Raw genomic sequence first — 22438 nt, forward strand, 5'->3', positions numbered from 1 at the left:
CATGTCCATCATGATTTCCGAAGTCATTGCCAGTAACAGTCCAGGCCATCTTAGTGTTCCCCGTCCCCGGCGGTCTGTTCGCCGAGCGGGAGACCACTTGGCCGCGTCGTTACTGCTCCATTCGGGTGACTTCGCAAAGAAATGACCATTCCACTTCGCATGTGGTCGCCAACGGTGCAAGGTTGTCGCGGAGCGTTTCGTCGCTTCTCGTACGCTGACGACCGCGCTCTGAGGGCCCGGAGAGGCAGTGGGGAGACATGACTCGTTTCGTGACGAAGCTGGCCGCCGCGACGGCGGCCTTCGTTTTGGCATCGACTCCGGGGCTCGCCTCGGCGCAGACGACACAGGCCGTCGATGAGAAGTCCGGCCCCGTGTCGTTCGCGAACGTGGCCTCCGTACGCATCGGGAACCCGGGATCGCTGATCACCGAGACCCAGCGCTCGCCGCTGACGCCCGGCCAGTCGAAACTCTCCCCGGATCGCACCGTCGTCCCGCGTGACGACGGCGAGCGCACCACCTTCGGCAAGAAATGGGACATCAACCTGGGCCGCTACGGGGCGCAGAGCCCGTACCCGCCCGGTATCGCCAGCCGCGACCACAACGTGATCGCCGCGTTGCAGCAGACCACGGTCCCGACGGCGGTCGCGGAGAGCAACTACGCCTTGATCGACAACGGCCGCGGCGGCGCGACACCCGCCGAGAACACCGTGCTGGTGCTCGAAGGCGCGAAGAGCTCGGTGGACTGCTCGTCGCCGAGCAAGGCGACGTCGGCGACGAGCGTGAGCAAGATCTGGGTGCGTGACGAAACCGGCAAGCTGCAGCCGTCCGGTGCTTCGGGCGTGGACGTCAAGGGGCTCAAGCTCGGTCCGCCTTCGACCGGCGACATCGACAAGACGGCCAGCAAGGACGAGACCACCTCCGACCTGACCGTGTCCCGGGTGACCGCTTTCGACCAGCTCATCCGGCAGGACGGCTGGCGCAGCGGTGACGTGACCAAGGCGGCGGGCTGGAAGCTGGACATCGTCACGCATGTGCGTGACGACGCGGGCAAGGACCTGCGCGAGGCCCGCACGACGATCGTGCTCGGCGGCGTGAGCTGCGCGATCCCGAGGAACTTCGTGGCGAAGCCCGCCGGCGGCACGGGACCGGGCGCGGCGCCCGAGCAGCCCGCGGTGCCGGGGACGGTCCCCGCGGGCGGTATCCCGCCGCAGACCGCCGACTCGACACGGACCGTGGTCGGGCTGGGACTGCTGGGCGGCGGCATCGTGATCGGTGCCGCGGCGATGCTGTTCCTTCGCCGTCGTAAGCCCGTTCCGGTGCGGGAGAAGTAGCGGCCCCGTGCGGCACTGGCTGGCGGGACTTTCCGCCGTCGTCTCCGCGCTCGCCATCTCCGCGGGCGTGATCGTGCTGACCTGGATCCCGCCGGAACAGGCGGTCTCGTTCGCGGAACCCGCGGTCATGCCGGGTGAGGACGGCGCTCCCTTGGCTCTGCCCGCCGACAGCTCGACACGCGGGCAGCGGCCCGGCACCATCCGGCTGCCCGAAGGCGGATCGGCGAAGCTCGTCCGCTCCGAGGTCAACTCCGACGGTGTCCTCCCGATCCCGCGAGGGCTCGGCGACGCGGCCTGGTGGGGTGCGCGGCTCGGCGCCGAAGCGGGTACGTCGCTGATCTCCGGGCACGTCAACTGGGGCGGCGCCAAAGGACCGTTCGACGAGCTGTGGCGAATGCGGGAAGGCCAGGAAGTGGCCGTCAGCGACGCTGCGGGCGGCATCTGGGTCTATCGCGTGCGCGAGGTCGTCACGGTGCACAAGAACGACCTGCCCGTGCAGGCGGCGAAGCTGTTCGCGCAGAGCGGGCCGCACCGGCTGGTCCTGGTGACCTGCGGCGGCGACTACCTCGGCGGGACGGACGGCTACCGGGACAACCGGGTCGTCGTCGCGACTCCCGTCTCCGGACCGCCCGCCTGAACTCCCGCATCCAGATGACGAAATGCGGAAGTCGGTGCAACCTCTCTCGGCTCGCGTCGCGTGTCTAGCGACACCGGCCGCCTCGGCGGCTTGACGCGAGCAAGGAGTAATACCCGATGGTGGGACAGTTCGACGACAGCACGGCGAGCGAGGAGAAGCCGAAGAAGCGCTCCAGCCTGGGATTGATCCTCGCCGGCGCCGCGATCTTCGTGGTGGCGGCCGTGGTCGCGGTGCTGGTGTTCGCCGGAAAGAGTGATCCGGTCGTCGCAGCCGCGGCTCAAGACCAGGCGAACACGTCGGCCGCGCGAACACCCGAAGTCCTCACCGGACAGGCGCCCGGCACGGTCAAACTTCCCGGCGGTGGCACGGCGAAACTGATCCGCAAGGAACTGACCGCCGACGGGACCCTCCCCATCCCCGAGGGTCTCGACGAAGCCACCTGGTGGGGCGCGAAACTGGGCGCCGACCAGGGCGCATCCCTCCTTTCCGGGCATGTGAACTGGAAGGGGAAGAAGGGCCCGTTCGACGAGTTGTGGCGGCTCAAGGCCGGTCAGCAGGTGGATGTCGTCGACACCGACGGCGGCAAGTGGGTCTACAAGATCGACGAGATCGTCACCGTGCACAAGACGAAGCTGGCCGAGCAGGCGGAGAAGCTGTTCGGGCCGGACGGTCCGCATCGGCTGGTGCTGGTCACCTGCGGTGGCGAGTACGTCGGCGGGACCGACGGTTACGAGGACAACCGCATCGTCACCGCCTCGTTGGCGAGCCGCCCCTGACCCGTTCCAACCTCGCCGGAAGTCACGCGGGACCTCCCGGTTAGTCTTGTCGTTCTAGTCCGATAACCGTCCCCGCATGCTTCGGAGCGTGGAGTGCCCGCCAACACCATTGAGACCGTCGTCAGCCTGTGTAAGCGTCGAGGCTTCGTTTTCCCGTGTGGAGAGATCTACGGCGGTACCAAGTCGGCGTGGGACTACGGGCCCCTCGGTGTCGAACTCAAGGACAACATCAAGCGCCAGTGGTGGAAGACCGTGGTGCAGAGCCGGGACGACGTCGTCGGCCTCGACTCCTCGGTGATCCTGCCGCGCCAGGTGTGGGTCGCGTCGGGGCACCTCGACGTCTTCACCGACCCGCTGATCGAATGTCTCTCCTGCCACAAGCGGTTCCGCGCCGACCAGCTGGCCGAGGACTTCTCCGCCCGTTCGGGCAAGGAGGTGTCCGAGGACGACCTGTCCGAGGTGCCGTGCCCGAACTGCGGCACCCGCGGGCAGTACACCGCGCCGCGTGACTTCAACATGATGCTCAAGACCTACCTCGGCCCGGTCGAGTCCGAGGAAGGCGTGCACTACCTCCGCCCGGAGACCGCGCAGGGCATCTTCATCAACTTCCTCAACGTGCAGACCGCGGCGCGCAAGAAGCCGCCGTTCGGCATCGGCCAGATCGGCAAGTCGTTCCGGAACGAGATCACGCCGGGCAACTTCATCTTCCGCACGCGCGAGTTCGAGCAGATGGAGATGGAGTTCTTCGTCGAGCCGGGTGAGGACGAGACCTGGCACCAGTACTGGATCGACGCGCGCACCGAGTGGTACAAGGACCTCGGCATCAAGGCGGACAACCTCCGCCTTTACGAGCACCCGAAGGAAAAGCTCTCCCACTACTCGAAGCGCACCGTCGACATCGAGTACCGCTTCGCGTTCAACGCGGGCCAGGAGTGGGGCGAGCTCGAGGGCATCGCGAACCGCACCGACTTCGACCTCACGACGCACTCGAACCACTCCGGCGTGGACCTGTCGTTCTTCGACCAGGCCACGAAGCAGCGGTTCCGCCCGTTCGTCATCGAGCCCGCGGCCGGTGTCGGCCGGTCGATGATGGCGTTCCTCGTCGACGCCTACCACGAGGAAGAGGTGCCGAACGCCAAGGGCAGCACCGACACCCGCGCGGTGCTCAAGCTGGACTACCGGCTCGCGCCGTTCAAGGTCGCCGTGCTCCCGCTGTCCCGCAACGCCGATCTCACGCCGAAGGCGCGCGACGTCGCGGCGGCGCTGCGTAAGCACTGGAACGTCGACTTCGACGACGCCGGCGCGATCGGCCGCCGCTACCGGCGCCAGGACGAGATCGGGACGCCGTACTGCGTCACCGTCGACTTCGATTCGCTCAACGACCACGCGGTGACCGTGCGCGAGCGCGACACCATGGCGCAGGAGCGGGTCGCGATCGACAAGCTGGAGTCGTACCTGGCGGGTCGCCTGATCGGCGCCTGACCCTCTTTTGAAGTACGTGAAGGCCCCCTTCCTCGCGCCTAGCGCAAGGAAGGGGGCCTTCACGTACTTCCCGGCATTACGGGACCGGCTTCATGACACCTTTGCCTTACCCCCGACAGAACACGACTGCCCACTCACGACCCCCGGCCGCTGCCCCACCGGGCGACGCCATGAAAGGCCCCTTCATTGCAAAATTTGCAATGAAGGGGCCTTTCATTGCACGGGGGAAGCGTTCGAGGAGGCTCACCCCTGACAACTGTCACCCTCAGGTCATGACGCGCGGCCCACGTCCAGGGCGCCCCGTCGCGACAAGCTCTAGGCATGCGAGAACAAGACATCACCGCGGGGGCGGCGGTACGGCTTTCCGGGCTGCGTAAGCACTATGGCGACGTCCAAGCCGTCGACGGCGTGGAACTGACGATCGCGCCGGGCGAGGTGGTCGCCCTCCTCGGCCCCAACGGCGCGGGCAAATCCACCACGGTCGACATGATCCTGGGCCTCGCGGCACCCGACAGCGGCACCGTGACCGTCTTCGGGCGCGAGCCGGGCGACGCGGTCGGCGACGGGATGATCGGCGCGATGCTGCAGGGCGGCGCGCTCGTCGAGGATCTCACGGTCGGGGAGACCGTCGGCATGGTCGCCGCGCTGCATCGCAAGCCGATGCCCGTGCGCGAGGCGCTGCGCCGTGCGGGGATCGAAGACCTCGCGAACCGGCGCTCCACCAAGCTTTCCGGCGGGCAGAAGCAGCGTGTGCGGTTCGCCGTCGCGTTGGTGAGCGACCCTGATCTGCTGATCCTCGACGAGCCGACCGCCGCGATGGACGTCGGCACGCGCCGCGAGTTCTGGAAGTCCATGTACGAGTACACGAACTCCGGCCGCACGGTCCTGTTCGCCACTCACTATCTCGAAGAGGCCGAGGAGTTCGCCGACCGTGTCGTGCTGATGCGGTCGGGGCGGATCGTCGCAGACGGTTCGGTCGCGCAGGTCCGTGCGCTCGCGGGGGGACGCACGATTCGCGCGGTGGTGCCCGCGGCGGCGGAGCCGGTGATCGCGGGGCTGCCCGCGATCACCGGGTTCGAACTCCGCGGCGGCCGTGCCGCGATCTCCAGTTCCGATTCCGACGCGACGCTGCGGGCGCTGCTGGCCCACTTGCCCGAAGCGCACGACATCGAGATCAGCGCCGTCGGCCTCGAAGGCGCATTCCTTTCCCTGACCACCGACAGCACCGAGGACGCCGTCCGATGAACCCGACCTACCTCAAGACCGAGATCGTCCGCACCTTCCGTTCGACGCGGTTCGTGCTCTTCGCCGTCGCCTTCCCGGTGCTGATGTTCCTGTTGCAGGCCAACGTTTTCGGCGGATCCAACGTGAACATCGCCGGAGTGATCATGGTCAACATGATGGCCTTCGGCACCTTCTCCGCCGCGATGACGAGCGGCACGAAACTGGCCATCGAGCGGTCCACCGGATGGCAGCGCCAGCTGCGGCTCACCCCGCTGACCGGCGCGGGCTATCTCGGCGGCAAGGCGCTCTCGTCGATGCTCGTAGCGCTCCCCGCGCTGCTCGTCGTCCCGCTGGTCGGCGTCCTCTTCCAGGGCGTCCACCTCGATGCCGCCGGCTGGCTGCGGCTGGTGTCCGGCGTCTGGCTCGGCGCGATCCCGCTGGTGCTGCTCGGCCTGTTGCTCGGCCAGTTCGGCACGCCGGAGTCGATGCAGCCGGTGAACATGATCGTCATGATGGGCATGGGCTTCCTCGGCGGCCTGTGGATCCCCATCGACGGGATGCCGTCGTGGATGGCCGACCTCGCTCAGGTGACGCCGACGTACTGGCTGATCCAGCTGGTCCGCCCGGTGGTCACCGACCATCTCACGGTGAGCGTCACGGCCGCGCTCGGCGTGCTGGCGGCGTGGACCGCGGTCCTCGGGACGCTGGTGATCAGGCGTTACCGTAAGGACAGTGCGCGGGTCTGAGAAGAGGGTGAACCGGTGAACGACTACCCGGGCAGGGTCAGGACGGGCTTGGACAACCGGGAGAACTGGTGGTCGGACATGCCGCCGCGGACCGGTCGCGGGCCCCGGCCGGCGAAGTGGGCCGTGCTCGGCACCGCCTTCGTCCTGCCGAGTTTCATCCCCACGGTGGTCGAGCTGACCACCGACGGGGTCACCGCGGAAGAGCTGGTGATCGCCGGTTTCCTCATCGCCTACGGGGCCTGTTATCTGCTGTTCCCGCTCGTTCTGCGGCCTTCCCGGCGGAAGAGGACCTACCTCTTCTCGGTGGTGATGCTGCTCCTCGGCCTCGTCCTGGTCTTCCTGCACGACAACAACCCGTACATCCTGATCTACGCGACGGCGGTGCTGGCCTTCACGCTGCCGCCGGCGTGGGCGGTGATCCTGGACGGTGGCGCCCTGCTGCTGGTCGCCGGTGTCCACCTGGTCGTCGGGACGGACGACTTCGGTGACCTCATCGCGGTCGCCTCGATCACGGCGGCGATGTTCTTCATGGCGAACCTGGTCCGCGCGGTGCGGAAACTGGAGGCGGCCAACCAGGAGATCGCGACGCTCGCGGTCGCGGGTGAACGCGAGCGCCTGGCGCGGGATCTGCACGACATCCTCGGCCACAGTCTCACCACCATCACGGTCAAAGCGGGGCTCGCGCGCCGGATCCTGGAGAGCGGCAAGGACGACAGCCGCGCGCTGCAGGAGATCAGCGAGGTCGAGAGCCTGACCCGCAGCGCGCTCACGGACATCCGTGCCACGGTCTCCGAGTACCGCGAGGTGTCGCTGTCGGCGGAGGTCGCCGGGGCGAGGGCGGCGCTGCGGGCGGCCGAGATCGACGCGGATCTGCCGCACGCGGTGGACAACGTCGATCCCGTCCTGCAACGGACCTTCGGCTACGTGCTGCGGGAGGCCGTGACGAACGTTCTCCGGCATTCCGGGGCGAAACGGGTCAAAGTCCGCTTCGGTGCGGCGTGGCTGGAGGTCGAGGACGACGGCGAGGGCAGCGAGGAGAAGCCGGGCAACGGCCTGCGCGGACTCGCCGAACGCTTGGCCGCGGTCGGCGGGACCTTGACCGCCACCACGCCGCCTGGGGGAGGATGGCTCGTCCGGGCGGAGGTACCCGAGTCCGCCTTGCGGAGCGTCGCGCGTGCGCCGCTCTCCGAACCCGCTGGAGGCTGCGCGTGATCCGGGTCCTGCTCGCCGACGACCAGGCGATGGTGCGCGGGGCGTTGGCCACCGTGCTCGGCCTCGAAACCGACATCGAGGTGGTCGCCCAGGTCGGCTCGGGCGACGAAGTGCTCCAACGGGCGAAGGAGACCGCTCCGGACGTCGCGCTGCTCGACGTCCAGATGCCGGGCAAGGACGGTCTCGAAGCCGCCGCGGAACTGCACGGCGCGCTCCCGCTGTGCCGGATCATCATCTGCACCACCTTCGGCAGACCCGGTTACCTCTCGCGGGCGATGGCGGCGGGTGCCGCCGGATTCGTGGTCAAGGACGCGCCGCCGGAGCAGCTCGTCGACGCCGTCCGCAGGGTCCACGGCGGGCTCCGGGTGGTCGATCCCGCGCTCGCCGCCGAATCGCTCGCCACCGGCGCGAGCCCGCTCACCGGACGTGAGCACGACGTCCTGCGGGCCGCCAAGGACGGCAGCACGGTGGCCGACATCGCGGGTGCGCTGCACCTTTCCGAAGGCACCGTGCGCAACCATCTCTCGGCCGCGATGGGCAAGACCGGGGCGAGGACACGGGCCGAGGCGGTGCGGCTCGCGGAAGAGCACGGCTGGCTCTGAGATCGTCTCGCCGCTCTGCGAGAATCACTCTCGTGAGTACCGCCGAACGGACGAAACCCACCCGCGCGAACTGGGTGCGCCGGATCCTGGCGGGATTCCTGCTGATCGTCGTCGCGGTGATCGGCGGAACGGCGTTCCGGGTCTGGCAGGTCGCGCGGGAGGACGTGCGCGATCGGGCCGACGTCATCGTGGTGCTCGGCGCCGCCCAGTACAACGGCAGGCCGTCGGAGATCTTCCAGGCCCGGCTGGCGAAGGCGAAGACACTGTACGACCAGGGCGTCGCGAAGGTGATCGTCACCGCGGGCGGTAAGAAGGCCGACGACAACTACACCGAGGCGCAGGCTGGCGTGCAGTGGCTGCGCAAACGCGGCGTGCCCCAGTCGGCGACGCTGCCCGTCGGTGAGGGCAGCGACACCCTGCGCAGCCTGCGCGCGGTCGCCGAGCAGGTGCAGAAGCGGGGATGGAAGACAGCGGTACTGGTCAGCGACCCGTGGCATTCCTTCCGTGCGCGGGTGATGGCCGACGACCTCGGGCTGGAGACCTGGACCTCGCCGACCCACCGGGGTCCCGTAGTGCAGGCCCGCGAGACGCAGGCGCGCTACATCGTCCGCGAGACCGGCGCGCTGCTGTATTACCGGCTCACGAAGTCCCCGGCGGTCGTCTGAAACCGCTGAGTGTCGGTGACCACGCTTAAGCTGGTCGGGTGAGCGACACCTACACCCAGGCCGACAGGGCGCGTCTGCTGCCCGAGCGGCCCAAGGGCGCGGCGCTGGAGGGCGCCAGTGACGGGCGAAGCGCCTTCGCCCGTGATCGCGCGCGGGTTCTGCACTCGGCGGCCCTGCGGCGGCTGGCAGGCAAGACGCAGGTGGTCGGGCCCGGTGAAGGTGCCGAGGTCAGCGGCGTGCCGCGCACCCGGCTGACGCATTCGCTGGAGGTCGCGCAGATCGGCAGGGGGATCGCGGACGAACTGGGCACGGACCCGGATCTGGTGGACACCGCCGGCCTCGCGCACGACATCGGGCATCCGCCGTTCGGGCACAACGGCGAGCGCGCGCTGAACGAGGTCGCGCAGCCGTGCGGTGGTTTCGAGGGCAACGCGCAGACGTTGCGGATCCTGACCAGGCTGGAGCCCAAGGTCCTGCTCGAAGGCGGGGTCGTCGGCGGGCTGAATCTCACTCGCGCCTGTCTCGACGCCTCGACGAAGTACCCGTGGCAGCGTGAAGAGGGCAATCCGAAGTACGGCGTCTACGCCGACGACGCCGAGGTGTTCGCGTGGGTCCGGGAAGGAACTCCGGATCGCCGCACCTGTCTGGAAGCGCAGATCATGGACTGGTCCGACGACGTCGCGTACTCGGTGCACGACGTCGAGGACGGGGTGCTGGCCGGCCGGATCTCGTTGCGGGTATTGGCCGACGCGGAGGAACGCGCGGCGGTGGCCGAGGCGGCGCGCCGGTTCTCGCGGCAGTCTCAGTCCACTTTGGAGGGTGCGGCGAAGGAACTGCTCGACCTGCCCGTGGTCGCCGAACTCATCGAGCCGGGGCTCGACGGATCGCTCAAGGCGCAGGTCGCGCTGAAGCGGCTGACGAGTGAGCTGGTCGGCAGGTTCGCGACGGCGGTGGTCGGGGCGACGCGGGAGGTGCACGGCGAAGGACCGCTGAGCCGCTACGCCGCGCGGCTCGTCATCCCGGAGCAGGTCGCGGCCGAGGTCGCGTTGTTCAAGGCGCTCGCGCTGCGGTACGTGATGAGCGACAGGCGGCGCCTCGCGATGCAGGACGGCCAGCGTCAGACGCTCGCCGAACTGGTCGAGGCGCTGTGCCGCCGCGCGCCCGACGCGCTCGACGGGTTGTTCCTTCCCGCGTGGGAGGCCGCCCCGGACGACGCGGCCCGCCTGCGCGTGGTCGTCGACCAGGTGGCCTCGCTCACGGACGCCCAGGCCTACGCGTGGCATGCCTGGCACACGGGCCGCCACGGCTAAGCGGAGCCGGGGCCGTCGCTCACCCACCCCGGCCGACGTTGCGAAAGCCACTTTCGCAACGTCGAAGGTTGCGAAAGTGGCTTTCGCAACGCGCCACCTCGGCCCGACTCTCGAACAAAGCGGAACTTTCGGACAGGAGACGGACGGGCCCGTGCACGGTACGGTCTGCGGCATGGGCGCTGTCGAAAGCCACCTCCGGTTTGGTCTGGACCTCTACCGGGTGCTGGCGAGCCGCACGGAGAACGCGTGTTTCTCGCCGTACTCGATCGCGAGCGCGCTCGGCCTGGTGACCCACGCTGCCAAGGGGAGGACCAGAGAAGAACTGATCGCGCTGCTCGGCGACCCGGACGAGCTCGCCGACCTGCTGGGCAAGGCCTCGTCGCTGCTCGACGACGGCCCCGAACTCGCGGTCGCGAACACGCTCTGGGCCTGGGACGGGCTACCGCTCGAGGATTCCTTCCGCGCGGAACTCGCCACCTGGCCGGGCGGGAAGGTCGAGAGCGCCCCGTTCGGCGACGATCCGGAGGCCGCGCGGCGGCTGATCAACGCCGACGTCGCCGAGGCCACCCACGAGCTGATCCCCGAACTGCTGAAGCAGGGGACCGTCGCGCCGGACACCGTCGCCGCGATCGTCAACGCCCTGTATCTCAAAACCGCGTGGACCAATCCGTTCTCCGGTGACAACACCGCGCCCGCGGACTTCCACGCGCCGTCCGGCACCCGTACGGTGCCGACGATGTGGCTCGAAAAACAGCTCGACCACACCCACGAGGACGGCTGGCAGGTCGTCCGCCTCGGCGCCGAGGGCGGGGTGGAGGCGGTCATCCTGCTGCCGGACGGCGATCTCGACGACGCCGAACTCGACGCGGGCAAGCTGGCGGTACTGCTGGAGAACACGCGGTCCAAGACGATCGCCCTGTCACTGCCGAAACTCGACCTCGACGTCGACAGCCCGCTGACGGCGAAACTCCAGGATCTCGGTGTGCGCACGATGTTCACCGCCGACGCCGACCTCACCGCGCTCGCCGACGACGACCGGCTCGAAGTGTCCGAGGTAGTCCACCAATCCGTGCTCCGCATCGACGAACAAGGCCTCGAAGGCGCCGCCGCGACGGCGGTGCTGATGCGGCTGACGTCGCTCATCGTCGACGAACCCCTGGAAGTCGCCGTCGATCGCCCCTTCCTTCTGCTCGTCAGGCATGCCTCGACGGGTGTGATCTACTTTCTCGCCCACGTTGTCGAGCCGTGAGGACGGTCAGTGAGTCTTTTCCAGGCTGAGTGGTCACCATCGGAAGTCCACGCCCGGCGGAAACCTGGATCCGTCGAATACCCCCGAAGGACTTCCGATGGCAACCACTGAGGCGGCGGGCTTGGAGGCCGAGAAGACTTCCACGAGACCTCGCCGGTTCGCCGCCGCCGACGCCGCCATCATGGGCGGTTTCCTGCTGTTCGCCTTCCTGCTCTACAACGGGCTCTGGCTCGACCTCAAGGAGGGTTATCTCTGGAACAGCGCGTCGGACCAGAACCTGTGGGAGTGGTTCTTCTCCGTCACCGCGGACAACGTGCTGCACCTGAGGAATCCGCTCAGCTCGCACTTCCAGAACCATCCGCTCGGCGTGAACCTGATGGCCAACACGGCCATGCTCGGCATCGGCATCCCGCTGGCGCCGGTCACGCTCACCTTCGGCCCGACGGTCACCTGGGCCATCGCGCTCACCGGCGGTCTCGCCGGCACGGCGGCGGCCTGGTACTGGGTCTTCTCGCGGCATCTGGTCACCCACCGGGTCGGCGCGGCCATCGGCGGCGCGTTCGTCGGCTTCGCCCCGCCGATGATCTCGCACGGCAACGCGCATCCGAACTTCGTCGCGTGGTTCGTCCTGCCGTTCATCGCGTTGCTGGTCTTCAAGATCGCGCGCGGCGAGCGTCCGGTGCGCAACGGGATCTTCCTCGGCCTGCTGGCGGCGTACCAGATCTTCCTCGGTGAAGAACCGCTGCTGATCTTCGCGATGGCGTTCGCGATCTTCGCCATCGCCTACTTCGCGACGAACTACCGCGAGTTCCCGCCGATGGCGAAACCGCTGGGGATCGGCGTCGGCATCGGTGTCCTCGTGGCGCTCGTGCTGTGTGCTTTCCCGCTGTGGTGGCAGTTCTTCGGCCCGCAGAGCTATCAGGCGATCGAGCACGGCCCCGTCGGGAACGACACCGCCGCGTTCACCCGGTTCGCGACCCAGTCGGTCGCCGGGCAGCCGCAGGCCGCCGCGGACGTGTCGATGAACCGCACCGAGGAGAACGCCTTCTTCGGCTGGCCGTTGATCGTGCTGATGGTGGTGATCACCGCCTGGCTGTGGCGTGAGGTGTTCGCGCGGGCGCTGGCCATCTCGATGTTCGTGATGGCCTGGCTTTCCCTTGGTGTGCAACTGATCGTGGTGCACGAGGAGACCGGGATCCCCGGGCCGTGGAAACTCTTCTCGGAACTGCCCCTGTTCGAATCGCTGCTGGAATCACGGCTCGCGATGGGCTGCATCCCGCTCATCGGCGCGTTGCTGGCGCTGGCGACCGAGCGCGTCCACGCGGTCGCGTCGCGACTGCCGGAAGTGCCGGGGGAGCGGCGATTCCCGTTGCGACTGGTGTGGATCGGCGTCGTGATCGCGGTATTGCTGCCGATCGCGCCGACGCAACTGATCGTGAAGGACCGGCCGCCGACGCCGCGGTTCCTCGCCGACGGGACCTGGCGGAGCTACGTCGCGCCCGGCGGGACCGTGGTACCCGTGCCACTGCCGAGTTCCGGCGAATCCGAACCACTGCACTGGCAGATCGACGCGGGGCTCGGCTACGCGATGCCGGAGGGCTACTTCGTCGGGCCGAGCGGCCCGGACGACAAACGCGGCCGCTACGGCGCCATCCAGCGGCCGACGTCGATCATCTTCGACCAGATCAAGCAGACCGGCATCCCGGCGACGATCACCGAGTCGCAGCGGGAGCAGGCGCTGGAGGATCTGCGGTACTGGAACGCCGACGTCCTCGTGCTGATCCCGCGCGAGCACCAGGACGCCTTCCGGACCACCGTCGACCTGCTGCTGCGGAAACCCGCCGAGTTCGTCGACGGCGTCTGGGTGTGGGACGTGCGGACGATCACTCCCTGACCGCGGGACTCACGAGGCCTGGTGCTCGTTGACCCACACCGTCCCGTATTCGAGCCGCGCCGCGACTTCCATGGCGTGCTCCTCGTCCTTGCCCCACACCGATGCGCGTGAGCCGGGCGTCGTGGCGTTGGCCAGCCCGAGCGCTTCGTCCACTGTGGAGCATCGGACGACCGGCAGCACCGGGCCGAACTGTGCCTCGGCCACCACGCGCATCCTGTCGTACGCGTCGGCGACGATCGCCGGGGCGAAGAAGTAGCCGGGTCCGTCGAGCGGTCCGCCGGTGACGATCCGCGCGCCGTCCGACCTCGCCTCCTCGGTGAGGCCGGTGACGCGGGCGTGCCGCGGCCGGTTGTTCACCGGGCCGATCTGCGTGCCGGGCGTCCGCCCGTCGCCGACCACGACCTTCGCCGCCAAGGCGGCGAGCGCCTCGACCACGCCTTCGTACGCGGACCCGACGGCGTAGACCCGTTCGACCGCAGTGCACAGCTGTCCGCAATTGGTGAACGCGCTCCAGAACAGGCTTTCCGCGATGAGCGCCGGATCGGTGCCGGGGAGCACGATCGCGGGATCGTTGCCGCCCGGTTCCGGCGCCGGCCGTCGCAGTCCGGGCGCGGCGGCCAGCCGCTCGCCGAGCGGATCCCGTCCGGTGAGCACGGTCAGCACCCCCGGCGGCAGCACCTCCGCCAGCATCCGGCCCAGGTGCAGGGTGGTGAGCGGGGTGTGCGGCGACGGTGTGAGCACCACCGTGTCGCCCGCGGCGAACGACGGCGCGAGTTCCGCTGCGGCCAGTCGCACGGGAAAGCTCCACGGCGTGATCGCGGCGACCGGGCCGTTGCCGTCGAGATGAGGTCCGGCCCGCGCACCGGCGAAGTACCGGAATCGCGCGGCGGCCTCGGCGAACTCGGCTTTGGCTTCCCGCAGCGGTTTCCCCTGCTCCTCGGTCAGCACGGGGGCCAGCACCGGCGCGGCCTCCTCGACGACGACCGCGCACGACATCAGCGCCGCGTGCCGATCCGAGACTCGCCAGGCGGGCCAGGCCCCGACGGCGGCGCGTACCGCTTTGTCGACATCGGCCGGGCCGTCGTCCGGGACGGTCGTGATCGGCCGCCCGGTCGCGGGATTCTCGACGGCGAGCCTCGGATGGTCCATGTGTTCCTCCGTGGGGAGAGTGCGGAGGGATCGCCGGAGAGACCGATGTGACGGCATCGGTTGTATCGAAGGGATCGCAGAGCGTAAGCGTACCTTCATTGATCGAATGAGGGTTCCGGCGAAAAGGCTAAATACTCCGCGTGGTCCACGTCACCGGAGAGCGCCTGTCACGTTCGGGCCGGCGGCCTCGTCCAGAGGGTGATCGCAACCGCACGAGGAGGACACCATGCCGCGCATTCCCGCCGTCAAGACCGCCGAAGCCGGCTTCCTGCTGAAGCTGATCTACAAGTTCGCCGGCAAGCGCTTCGGTGCCGTCCCCGAGCCGATGGCCGTCTACGCGCACCACCCGGCACTGCTCCGGGCCAACGGCATGCACGAAATGCTGGCGGAAAAGGCCAGCAAGACGCTGCCCGCCAACGTGCGCGAGCTGGCCGTGTACCGCGTCGCGACCCAGCTCGGCTGCACGTGGTGTATCGACTTCGGGACCATGCTGCAACTGCACGAGGGGCTCGACATCGAACGGCTTAAGAACATCGACGACTACGCGAAGTCGCCCGCCTTCACCGACCAGGAACGGCTCGGGCTCGCGTACGCCGACGCGATGACCGCGAGCCCGGTGACCGTCACCGACGAGCAGGTCGCCGAACTGGAACGCGAGTTCGGCCGCAAGGGCGTCATCGAGCTGACCTACCAGATCGGGCTCGAGAACATGCGTGCCCGGATGAACAGCGCACTCGACATCACCGCGCAGGGCTTCACCTCGGGCGACGCCTGCAAGATCCCGCTTCCCTGACCTGACCCTCGCAATTCGTCACCTGCTTGCGATGGTTCGGCGTCCGAACCCTCGCAAGCAGGTGACGAATTGCGTCAGGGGGTGACGCGGGTCCGCGCGGTGGTGAGCTTGTCCGGGTTCGCCATGTCGTAGATCGCCACGATCTTCCCGTCGCGGATGACGAACGCGTCGACGTGCTCGTCGAGCGCCCGGTAGCCGGCGGAGGCCGCCTGCGGCGGGATGTACAGCCCGAGGTCGCCGTTGACGAGCGCGACCCTGGCCTGCTCGATCCCGGCCGGGTCGTACAGCCGCATGAGTCCCTGGAACAGCCGGGTGACCTTGTCGAACCCGGCGACCGTGTGCACCGCCGTGCGCGCCTTGCCGCCGCCGTCGCCGACGAGGACGACGTCGGGGTGGAGGACCTCCGCCACCGCCTGGATGTCGCCGGTGAGCATCGCGGTCATGAACTTCTCGATGATCTGCTGTTGCTCGGCGAGCGCCGTCCGGGGTGGCGGATCGGCGTCGGCGACCGCGCGGCGGCCGCGGGAACCGTGCTGGCGCGCGGCCTCCGGCGTGCAGCCCAGGATCTCGGCGATCTCGCCGAACGGCACCGAAAACGCGTCGTGCAGGACGAACGCGACGCGCTGCTCCGGCGTGAGCCGGTCGAGGACCACCATCGCCGCCATCCGCATCCCGTCGTCGCGGACCGCGACGGTCAGCGGATCCTCCGACGACGGCGTACCCAGCGGGCCGAGGACCGGTTCGGGCAGCCATTCGCCGACGTACCGTTCGCGGCGCACCACCGCGGACCGCAGCCGGTCGAGGCAGATCCGGCTGACGACGGTGGTCAGCCAGCCCTTGTGGTCTTCGATGGCCGAACGGCGGCGCTCGTCCAGGCCGCTCAGGCGCAGCCAGGACTCCTGGACCGCGTCCTCGGCGTCGGAGAGCGTGCCGGTGAGCCGGTACGCGACCGACACCAGATGAGGGCGCAACGTGGCGAAGTTCCCGGCGAGTTCGTCCAGGGCGGTGCTCATTCCCCGAGTGTGCCGCACAGTGCTCCGCGAGTGGAACTAGGCCGTGTCCGGTAAGCCGGTTCGCCCGCACCGTCAGGAACCACCTGGATCACGAAGCCCATCGAACCGACTTACCGGACACGGCCTAGAGTGATGAGCGTGGCAGGACGGATTCGGGACAGCGACATCGCGGAGGTGCGCGAGCGCAACCGGATCGACGAGGTCATCGCGGATTACGTGGCCCTCCGCAACGCCGGCGGCGGCAGCCTGAAAGGGCTTTGCCCGTTCCACAACGAGAAGACCCCGTCGTTCAACGTGCGCCCCTCCCACGGCACCTTCCACTGCTTCGGCTGCGGTGAAGGCGGTGACGTGATCAAGTTCATCCAGAAGATGGACCTGATCTCGTTCGTCGAAGCCGTCGAGCGGCTCGCGGATCGCGCGGGGTTCCGGCTGACCTACGAAGGCGGCGGCGGAAGCGTCCAGCGTGATCGCGGCACCCGCGCCCGGCTGATCGAAGCGCACCGCGCGGCCCAGGAGTTCTACGCCGAGCAGCTGCTCACACCGGACGCGCGCGCGGCGAGGGACTTCCTGTCCGAACGGGGTTTCGACGCCGCCGCCGCGCAGACGTTCGGCTGCGGATATGCGCCGGCCGGCTGGGACAAGCTCACCAAACATCTGCTCAACCGCGGGTTCGAGGTCAAGGAACTGCTCACCGCCGGGCTGGCCAAGGAAGGCCAGCGCGGGCCGATGGACCGGTTCAACCGGCGGCTGCTCTGGCCCATCCGCGACGTCGGCAACGAGGTGGTCGGGTTCGGCGCGCGGCGCCTGTACGACGACGACCGTGTCTCGGCGAAGTACCTGAACACCGCGGAATCGCCGATCTACAAGAAGTCGCAGGTCATGTTCGGCCTCGATCTGGCCAAACGCGAGATCGCGAAGCGGCACCAGGTCGTCGTCGTCGAGGGCTACACCGACGTGATGGCGATGCACGCCGCCGGAGTGCCGACGGCCGTGGCGTCGTCGGGTACGGCGTTCGGCGAGGACCACATGAAGGTCCTCCGGCGGCTGATGATGGACGACGACGCCTTCCGCGGCGAAGTGATCTTCACCTTCGACGGTGACGAAGCCGGCCAGAAGGCGGCGTTGAAGGCCTTCGAGGGCGACCAGACCTTCGCCGGGCAGACCTACATCGCGGTCGCCCCCGACGGCATGGACCCCTGCGAACTGCGGCTCGCCAAGGGCGACACCGCCGTGCGAGACCTGGTCGCGCGGCGGATCCCGCTGTTCGAATTCGCGATCAAGAGCATGCTCAAGGGCTTCGACCTCGACTCCGTCGACGGACAGGTCGCGGCGCTGCAGAAGACCGTTCCGATGGTCGCGGGCATCAAGGACCGCGCGAGCCGCGACGGCTACGCGTCCAAACTCGCCTGGTGGGTCGGCTGGCAGGACGCGGCGCAGGTGGTGAACCGGGTCCGCGGCAGCGCGGGCGCCATGGCGAAACGCTCCACGACGATCGAGGTCCGGCGGCCCGCCGCCGGGGCCACGGCCACCGTCGAGGAGGACCTGCCACGGCCCGCGCCCGGCGATCCGCGGTTCATCGCGCAGCGTGAGGCGCTCAAAGCGGCCTTGCAGCAGCCGATGCTCGCCGGGGCGGAGTACGACGCGCTCCCCGAGGACGCGTTCACCCATCCGGTTTACGTCGCCATCCACAAGGCGCTGCTGTCCGCCGGGGGAGCGGGTTCCGGGCTGACCGGGCCCGCCCTGCTCGACGCGGCCGTCCCGCACTGTCCGCAAGGTTCGGTGCGGCGAGTGCTCAGCGAACTTTCGGTGGAACCGTTGCGCGCCAAGGGCGAGGTCGACTCGCGCTACATCTCCGCACAGCTCGCGGCGGTGCAGGAAAGCCTGGTCGCCCGCCAGATCAACGAGATCAAGTCGAAGCTCCAGCGGCTTTCGCCGGTCGAGGCGCCGGACGACTACCGCGCGCTGTTCGGCGACCTCGTCGCGCTCGAGCAGTACCGGAAGGCGCTGAAGGAACAGGCCATCGGCGGATTGGACTGAGCATGGGCTGGCTGCGTCACCTGCTGGGTGACCGTGTCCCGGCGGATTTCGACGGCACGCTGGACGACGGCGAGCACGTCGTCGGGAGCGCGGCCGTCGAGGGCGGCGGATACCTGCTGGTGACGGCGCTGGGGCTGTGGGTCCCGGGGCCGCGCCGGGTCGGCTGGCATCTGGTCGGCAAGGCCGCGTGGTCGGACGGGGTGCTGACCCTGACCGAGTCCGAGGAGACCGGGCTCGCGGGCAAGGCCGTGCTGCTGGCCGACAAGACCCCGGTCCGGTTCCGGCTCGCCCGGCCGGGCAAGGTCCCGCTCCTGGTGCGGCAGCGGGTCGACGGCTCGGTCCGCGGGCGGCACCGCAAGGACTTCGGCACCGGCGGAGCATGGTTCGTCGAGCGCAAGGTCCCAGGCCAGGACGGTACGGTGCTGCAGGTGCGGCCCGATCCGGGCACGGATGCCGACGTGGTCAAGGCGATCGCCGAGGAAGCGGCCGAGAAACTGGCGAAGCCCCACGGCTAGCAGTACGCTTGTACTGTATCACTGGGAGGCGCCATGTGGGATCCGGTCAAGTACCTCGACTACGCCGACCTCCGGGCCCGGCCGTTCCATGACCTCGTCGGGCGGATCACGGCGGGGAAACCGCGGCGGGTCGCCGACCTCGGCTGCGGACCCGGCAACCTGACCGCGGGCCTGGCGGAACGCTGGCCGGACGCGATCATCGAGGCGAGCGACAGTTCACCCGAAATGGTCGAAGCCGCACGCTCACGCGGCGTCGACGCGCGAGTGCTCGACGTCAACGACTGGGTGCCCGAACCGGACACCGACGTGGTCATCTCGAACGCCGTGCTCCAGTGGGTCCCGGAGCACCGTGACCTGCTCCGCCGCTGGGTGGGCCTCCTGCCGTCCGGGGCGACGCTCGCGTTCCAGGTCCCCGGCAACTTCGACGCCCCGTCGCACGCCCTGGTCCGCGCCCTCGCGCGCACCGAGGAGTGGGCTCCGCGCCTCGCCGACGTCGTCCTGCGGGAGAACGAGGCCGTCGACAGCCCACTCGGCTACGGGAACCTGCTCGCCGACGCCGGCTGCGCCGTCGACGCCTGGGAGACGACGTATCTGCAGCGGCTGGCGGGTGAGGACGCCGTACTCGAATGGATCACCGGCACCTCGCTGCTGCCGGTCAAGGAGGCCCTCGCCGGAGCCGAATGGGACCACTTCCGCGCGCAGATCGCCCGCGAACTGGACAAGGCCTACCCGCCGCGCCCCGACGGGACCACCTGGTTCGAGTTCCGGCGCGTCTTCGTGGTCGCCACGGTGGGCTGACCTCCCTGTATGCGAAAGGGTCCTTGACCGCGTCTCAGGCGGTGAAGGGCCCTTTCGGCACGTCTCGGGTGCGGTCAGCGCTGAGGCCGCCCGAACCGCTCACCGACCTTGGCGCGAGCGACCCCGGCGGCGCCCTGCACCATGGGGTGGTCAGCGATCTTGCGGTACGTCCGCACGATCTGCTCGTACCGTCCCCGGCCGGCCTTCGCGCCCAATACGTAGCCCGCGGCCGCACCCAGCAGGAACATCTTCATCCGAGTCCACGCCTCCTTCGATCTTGCTCCGGCTGCCATTGTCCCTCAAAACGCGAGCTTGACGAGGTGGCCGGAGAAAGTGGGGGTGGGTGCGCGGCCGACGGAGGGCATGGGCTAAAGTTCTCTCATCGGTCGGAGCGATCCGGCCGGTACGGAGCACGATCCCCTGTAGCTCAACTGGCAGAGCATTCGGCTGTTAACCGGAGGGTTCTTGGTTCGAGTCCAAGCGGGGGAGCACAAGCCCAGGCCATGCGGCCTGGGCTTCTTCGTTTTCGGGGTACCAGGGGCGATTTGGTGTCGATTCTGACGCAGTCCCGTGCCCGCACTGATGTGTAGCTGATGTAGCGATATCGGCCTCCGGGTGGGGCGACTGTACGTTTTTGGTACCCGGCAGCGCCGTGAACGCCTGCTCGGCCGACCAGCCGCGCAACAACATCGACATTCCTTTGGCCGGTCCGGCTCGACCGAGGGATCCTTCAGCTCCTCGTGTGCGGTCATGATCTCTGTTTCAGCGGGTCACGTGTGCGGGCTATCCCGCGATAGCCGTCAGCCTCGACGGCCCCTGTCCGGTGTCTCCCCGAGCAAAGCGATATGACGCAACTGCGCCGGGGTGAAAGTCGAGCCAAGTTAGTGAGGGGTAAGGCAAGGGCGGACCTTCGTCGCGACACGCCACCTTTGCCTTGGCCCTCAATAGAGCTCGATGATCTCTTGTGCGGTCGCGTTGCCGGAGCGGACAGCGCCTTCCATGTAGCCGTTCCACCGGACGGCGTACTCGGCGCCGGCCCAGTGGATCCGGCCGATCGGTGGCCGCAGTATGTCGCCGTAGCCGGTCCACACGCCGGGTGCGAAGTGAGCTCCGTAGCAGCCGCGGGTGAACTCCTCGGCGCTCCAGTCCTTCTCCGTGTACGCGGTCGGCTCGGCCGCCTGCGGGCCGAGATGGCGGACGAAGGAGTCGATCACGGCCTGGCGGCGCCGGGTGTCGGGGAGTCGTTGCCAGCGGCGGGCGTCGCCGCCTTCGACGAAGCCGAGGAGGATGCCGATCTCGCCGCCTGGCGGAGAGACATCGAAGGTGACCTTGACCGGGCCGGTGTCGGACACGATCTGGCCGTTGAGTCCGTGCTTGCGCCAGAACGGGGTCGGGTATGCCGCGAAGGTCTTGGCGACGGTGCCGGCCGGGAGTTTCTGGGTGAGCTGGTCGCGCCAGGCCGGCAGCACCGGGTCGTACCGCAGGCGTCCGGCGAGCGTCGGTGGGAGGGCGACGATGACACGGTCGGCGGCGAAGTCCTCGCCGTTGCGGGTGGTGACCGTGACGGCGGTGGCGTCGTGGGCCACGGAGACGACCGGGCTGGACAGCCTGACGTCGAGGCCGTCGGCGAGCCGTTGGGCCACGAGGACCGAGCCACCCACGACGCGGTCCTGCTGGGCGCCGCGGTCGACGGCTAGGAGGGTTTCGAGGTCGGTGTTGCTGACCGCGTAGAAGAGCGCGTGCAGCAGGGAGAGGTCGTGGGCGTCGGTGGCGAAGATCGCTTCGATCACGACTCTGAAGTAGGCTCTCCCGCTCGGTGTGCGCAGGGTACGGCGTACCCAGGTTTCCAAGGTCTGGCCGTCGAGCAGGCGCGCCTTCGGGTGCGCCCACGGCTGGGCGGGGTCGATGGTGCGGGCGAGCCTGCCGAACCGGGCCAAGCCCTGGGCGAGGTCGGCGAGCGCGACGGGGTTGAGCCTGGGGACGGTGCCTTTGGTGCCGCTGACGAGGGCGCGCTTGCCGCCGAGCCGGACAAGTACCTTGCCCTCGTCGTTCCAGGTGCGGAAGGTTTCCAGCCCGAGTTCGTCGATGAGCTCGTACATCCGGGAGTGTCCGTCGCCGATCCAGGTGCCGCCGAGTTCGATCGGGTGGCCCTTGATTTCACCGCCCTCGAGCCGGCCGCCGACCCGGTCACGGGCTTCGAATACCGCGACCTCGACTCCGCTCCGGCTGAGTTCCCGTGCGGCGGACAGCCCCGCCAGTCCAGCGCCGACGACCACGACCTTCATCATCCGCTCCTCAGTTCCGGAGATTCGGTCAAATGACCGAGTTGCCTCAGGCTAGGTGCGCCGCGCGTGCCTGGCAAGCGTTCGTGACAAAATCTCGGTCATCCGACCGAAAGGGGTGGTCATGCCGTACGTCGAGGCGGCGGTTCGCCGGCAGCAGTTCATCGCGGCCGCACGCACCGCGCTGGCCGCCCACGGCGTCGCCAAGACATCGGTGCGCGTGGTCGCCGCCGAGGCGGGGGCCCCGCTGGCCACCATGCAGTACGTCTTCCCATCCAAGGAGAAACTGCTCCGTGCCGTGATCGAGAGCGTCGTCGACGACATCGCCCAGGTCCTCGCCGAGTCCGCCGCTACCGATGGAGGGTTGGCGAACGCGATCCGACAGGGGCTCGACGCCTACTGGGGCAGGCTCGTCCGGAACGGGCGCGAACTGCAGCTGCTGCAGTACGAACTCACCATGTACGCCTTGCGCGCCGCCGGCCACGAGGACCTCGCCCGGCACCAGTACGAGCGGTACGCCGCCGTCGTCGCCGACTGGTGCCGGCGCGCCGCCGAGGGCGCGGGCGAGACCGTCGTTGTTCCCTTCGACCACTTGGCGCGCATGATCGTCGCCGGCGTGGACGGCCTGACCCTGCAGTACGTCTGCGATCCTGACGACGCACGTGCCCGGGAAGGGCTGGAGTCGTTGATGGAGATGGCGAAAGGTCTGGCGGGGGTGTGACG

The 22438-nt window shown here is 68.9% G+C and carries 21 protein-coding genes and 1 tRNA gene; 18 read left to right on the forward strand and 4 right to left on the reverse strand.

Going from position 1 to position 22438, the window contains the following annotated elements; all coding sequences use genetic code 11:
• Positions 1–257 precede the first annotated feature (257 nt).
• The 12 genes from DL990_RS21325 to DL990_RS21380 all read left to right on the forward strand — a co-directional run bounded on the left by DL990_RS21325 (position 258) and on the right by DL990_RS21380 (position 13128).
• Positions 258–1331 carry a hypothetical protein gene (locus tag DL990_RS21325; protein WP_125785841.1) on the forward strand — a complete coding sequence of 358 codons (1074 nt, stop codon included), beginning with the start codon at positions 258–260 and terminating at the stop codon, positions 1329–1331.
• Between the two features lie 7 nt (positions 1332–1338).
• Entirely contained in the window at positions 1339–1968 is a 630-nt protein-coding gene (locus tag DL990_RS21330; RefSeq protein WP_125785840.1) for a class F sortase, read from the forward strand.
• Between the two features lie 116 nt (positions 1969–2084).
• The gene (locus DL990_RS21335; protein WP_125785839.1) at positions 2085–2744 is read left to right on the forward strand and encodes a class F sortase; all 660 of its coding nucleotides are present in this window, start codon (positions 2085–2087) and stop codon (positions 2742–2744) included.
• A gap of 93 nt (positions 2745–2837) precedes the next feature.
• Positions 2838–4226, forward strand: coding sequence for a glycine--tRNA ligase (locus DL990_RS21340; protein WP_034316415.1), 1389 nt, complete (start codon positions 2838–2840; stop codon positions 4224–4226).
• Between the two features lie 321 nt (positions 4227–4547).
• Positions 4548–5471 carry an ABC transporter ATP-binding protein gene (locus tag DL990_RS21345; protein WP_199746525.1) on the forward strand — a complete coding sequence of 308 codons (924 nt, stop codon included), beginning with the start codon at positions 4548–4550 and terminating at the stop codon, positions 5469–5471.
• On the forward strand, positions 5468–6196 hold the full coding sequence (locus tag DL990_RS21350; protein ID WP_125785838.1) for an ABC transporter permease: 729 nt from the start codon (positions 5468–5470) through the stop codon (positions 6194–6196). Before DL990_RS21345 ends, DL990_RS21350 begins: the two co-directional genes overlap by 4 nt.
• Before the next feature lie 15 nt (positions 6197–6211).
• Positions 6212–7408 (forward strand): sensor histidine kinase, encoded by a 1197-nt coding sequence (locus DL990_RS21355; RefSeq protein ID WP_125799704.1) that lies wholly within the window; start codon positions 6212–6214, stop codon positions 7406–7408.
• Positions 7405–8010, forward strand: a complete 606-nt coding sequence (locus tag DL990_RS21360) for a response regulator transcription factor (protein ID WP_125785836.1) — start codon at positions 7405–7407, stop codon at positions 8008–8010. The genes DL990_RS21355 and DL990_RS21360 overlap by 4 nt, the downstream gene beginning before the upstream one ends.
• A 32-nt stretch (positions 8011–8042) precedes the next feature.
• The gene (locus DL990_RS21365; RefSeq protein ID WP_125785835.1) at positions 8043–8675 is read left to right on the forward strand and encodes a YdcF family protein; all 633 of its coding nucleotides are present in this window, start codon (positions 8043–8045) and stop codon (positions 8673–8675) included.
• Positions 8676–8713: 38 nt separating this feature from the next.
• A complete protein-coding gene (locus DL990_RS21370; protein WP_125799705.1) occupies positions 8714–9985 on the forward strand; it encodes a deoxyguanosinetriphosphate triphosphohydrolase in 1272 nt (423 codons plus the stop codon).
• 172 nt (positions 9986–10157) lie between these two features.
• Positions 10158–11234: a serpin family protein gene (locus tag DL990_RS21375; protein ID WP_125799706.1), complete on the forward strand. Its 1077-nt coding sequence runs from the start codon at positions 10158–10160 to the stop codon at positions 11232–11234.
• Positions 11235–11331: 97 nt separating this feature from the next.
• Entirely contained in the window at positions 11332–13128 is a 1797-nt protein-coding gene (locus DL990_RS21380) for a glycosyl transferase (protein WP_125785832.1), read from the forward strand.
• Positions 13129–13137: 9 nt separating this feature from the next.
• Here DL990_RS21380 and DL990_RS21385 read toward each other — a convergent pair whose 3' ends face one another.
• Entirely contained in the window at positions 13138–14277 is a 1140-nt protein-coding gene (locus DL990_RS21385) for an aldehyde dehydrogenase family protein (RefSeq protein ID WP_125799707.1), read from the reverse strand.
• Between the two features lie 226 nt (positions 14278–14503).
• On the opposite strand from DL990_RS21385, the gene DL990_RS21390 reads away from it, so the two are divergent.
• A complete protein-coding gene (locus tag DL990_RS21390) occupies positions 14504–15070 on the forward strand; it encodes a carboxymuconolactone decarboxylase family protein (protein WP_125785830.1) in 567 nt (188 codons plus the stop codon).
• 74 nt (positions 15071–15144) lie between these two features.
• Here the strand turns inward: DL990_RS21390 and DL990_RS21395 are convergent, their stop codons facing one another.
• Positions 15145–16083, reverse strand: coding sequence for a sigma-70 family RNA polymerase sigma factor (locus DL990_RS21395; RefSeq protein WP_125799708.1), 939 nt, complete (start codon positions 16081–16083; stop codon positions 15145–15147).
• 132 nt (positions 16084–16215) lie between these two features.
• Between DL990_RS21395 and dnaG the strand changes: the two genes are divergently transcribed.
• From dnaG to DL990_RS21410, 3 genes are read left to right on the forward strand one after another with little or no spacing between them, the layout of a single operon-like run.
• Positions 16216–18120 carry a DNA primase gene (gene dnaG, locus DL990_RS21400; RefSeq protein WP_199754275.1) on the forward strand — a complete coding sequence of 635 codons (1905 nt, stop codon included), beginning with the start codon at positions 16216–16218 and terminating at the stop codon, positions 18118–18120.
• 2 nt (positions 18121–18122) lie between these two features.
• Positions 18123–18635: a hypothetical protein gene (locus tag DL990_RS21405; RefSeq protein ID WP_125799709.1), complete on the forward strand. Its 513-nt coding sequence runs from the start codon at positions 18123–18125 to the stop codon at positions 18633–18635.
• A 33-nt stretch (positions 18636–18668) separates the two neighbouring features.
• Positions 18669–19433, forward strand: coding sequence for a trans-aconitate 2-methyltransferase (locus tag DL990_RS21410; RefSeq protein WP_125789587.1), 765 nt, complete (start codon positions 18669–18671; stop codon positions 19431–19433).
• Positions 19434–19507: 74 nt separating this feature from the next.
• Here DL990_RS21410 and DL990_RS21415 read toward each other — a convergent pair whose 3' ends face one another.
• Positions 19508–19687 (reverse strand): hypothetical protein, encoded by a 180-nt coding sequence (locus tag DL990_RS21415; protein WP_007031230.1) that lies wholly within the window; start codon positions 19685–19687, stop codon positions 19508–19510.
• 162 nt (positions 19688–19849) lie between these two features.
• On the opposite strand from DL990_RS21415, the gene DL990_RS21420 reads away from it, so the two are divergent.
• Positions 19850–19922 (forward strand) — tRNA-Asn (locus tag DL990_RS21420).
• A gap of 452 nt (positions 19923–20374) precedes the next feature.
• On the opposite strand, the gene DL990_RS21430 is transcribed toward DL990_RS21420, so the two are convergent.
• The gene (locus DL990_RS21430; protein ID WP_233620532.1) at positions 20375–21718 is read right to left on the reverse strand and encodes a flavin monoamine oxidase family protein; all 1344 of its coding nucleotides are present in this window, start codon (positions 21716–21718) and stop codon (positions 20375–20377) included.
• Between the two features lie 121 nt (positions 21719–21839).
• Between DL990_RS21430 and DL990_RS21435 the strand changes: the two genes are divergently transcribed.
• Positions 21840–22436 (forward strand): TetR/AcrR family transcriptional regulator, encoded by a 597-nt coding sequence (locus tag DL990_RS21435; protein ID WP_125799711.1) that lies wholly within the window; start codon positions 21840–21842, stop codon positions 22434–22436.
• Positions 22437–22438: the final 2 nt, after the last annotated feature.

This window comes from Amycolatopsis sp. WAC 01416 (genome assembly GCF_003947485.1).
Lineage (GTDB): Bacteria > Actinomycetota > Actinomycetes > Mycobacteriales > Pseudonocardiaceae > Amycolatopsis.

Bases quoted from the DNA above. Each gene is read 5' to 3' on its own strand.
- DL990_RS21410 (WP_125789587.1), top strand. From the start codon at position 18,669: ATGTGGGATCCGGTCAAGTACCTCGACTACGCCGACCTCCGGGCCCGG.
- DL990_RS21380 (WP_125785832.1), top strand. From the start codon at position 11,332: ATGGCAACCACTGAGGCGGCGGGCTTGGAGGCCGAGAAGACTTCCACG.
- DL990_RS21375 (WP_125799706.1), top strand. From the start codon at position 10,158: ATGGGCGCTGTCGAAAGCCACCTCCGGTTTGGTCTGGACCTCTACCGG.
- DL990_RS21325 (WP_125785841.1), top strand. From the start codon at position 258: ATGACTCGTTTCGTGACGAAGCTGGCCGCCGCGACGGCGGCCTTCGTT.
- DL990_RS21435 (WP_125799711.1), top strand. From the start codon at position 21,840: ATGCCGTACGTCGAGGCGGCGGTTCGCCGGCAGCAGTTCATCGCGGCC.
- DL990_RS21385 (WP_125799707.1), bottom strand. From the start codon at position 14,277: ATGGACCATCCGAGGCTCGCCGTCGAGAATCCCGCGACCGGGCGGCCG.
- DL990_RS21430 (WP_233620532.1), bottom strand. From the start codon at position 21,718: ATGAAGGTCGTGGTCGTCGGCGCTGGACTGGCGGGGCTGTCCGCCGCA.
- DL990_RS21390 (WP_125785830.1), top strand. From the start codon at position 14,504: ATGCCGCGCATTCCCGCCGTCAAGACCGCCGAAGCCGGCTTCCTGCTG.
- DL990_RS21395 (WP_125799708.1), bottom strand. From the start codon at position 16,083: ATGAGCACCGCCCTGGACGAACTCGCCGGGAACTTCGCCACGTTGCGC.
- DL990_RS21350 (WP_125785838.1), top strand. From the start codon at position 5,468: ATGAACCCGACCTACCTCAAGACCGAGATCGTCCGCACCTTCCGTTCG.
- DL990_RS21345 (WP_199746525.1), top strand. From the start codon at position 4,548: ATGCGAGAACAAGACATCACCGCGGGGGCGGCGGTACGGCTTTCCGGG.
- DL990_RS21405 (WP_125799709.1), top strand. From the start codon at position 18,123: ATGGGCTGGCTGCGTCACCTGCTGGGTGACCGTGTCCCGGCGGATTTC.
- dnaG (WP_199754275.1), top strand. From the start codon at position 16,216: ATGAGCGTGGCAGGACGGATTCGGGACAGCGACATCGCGGAGGTGCGC.
- DL990_RS21335 (WP_125785839.1), top strand. From the start codon at position 2,085: ATGGTGGGACAGTTCGACGACAGCACGGCGAGCGAGGAGAAGCCGAAG.
- DL990_RS21415 (WP_007031230.1), bottom strand. From the start codon at position 19,687: ATGAAGATGTTCCTGCTGGGTGCGGCCGCGGGCTACGTATTGGGCGCG.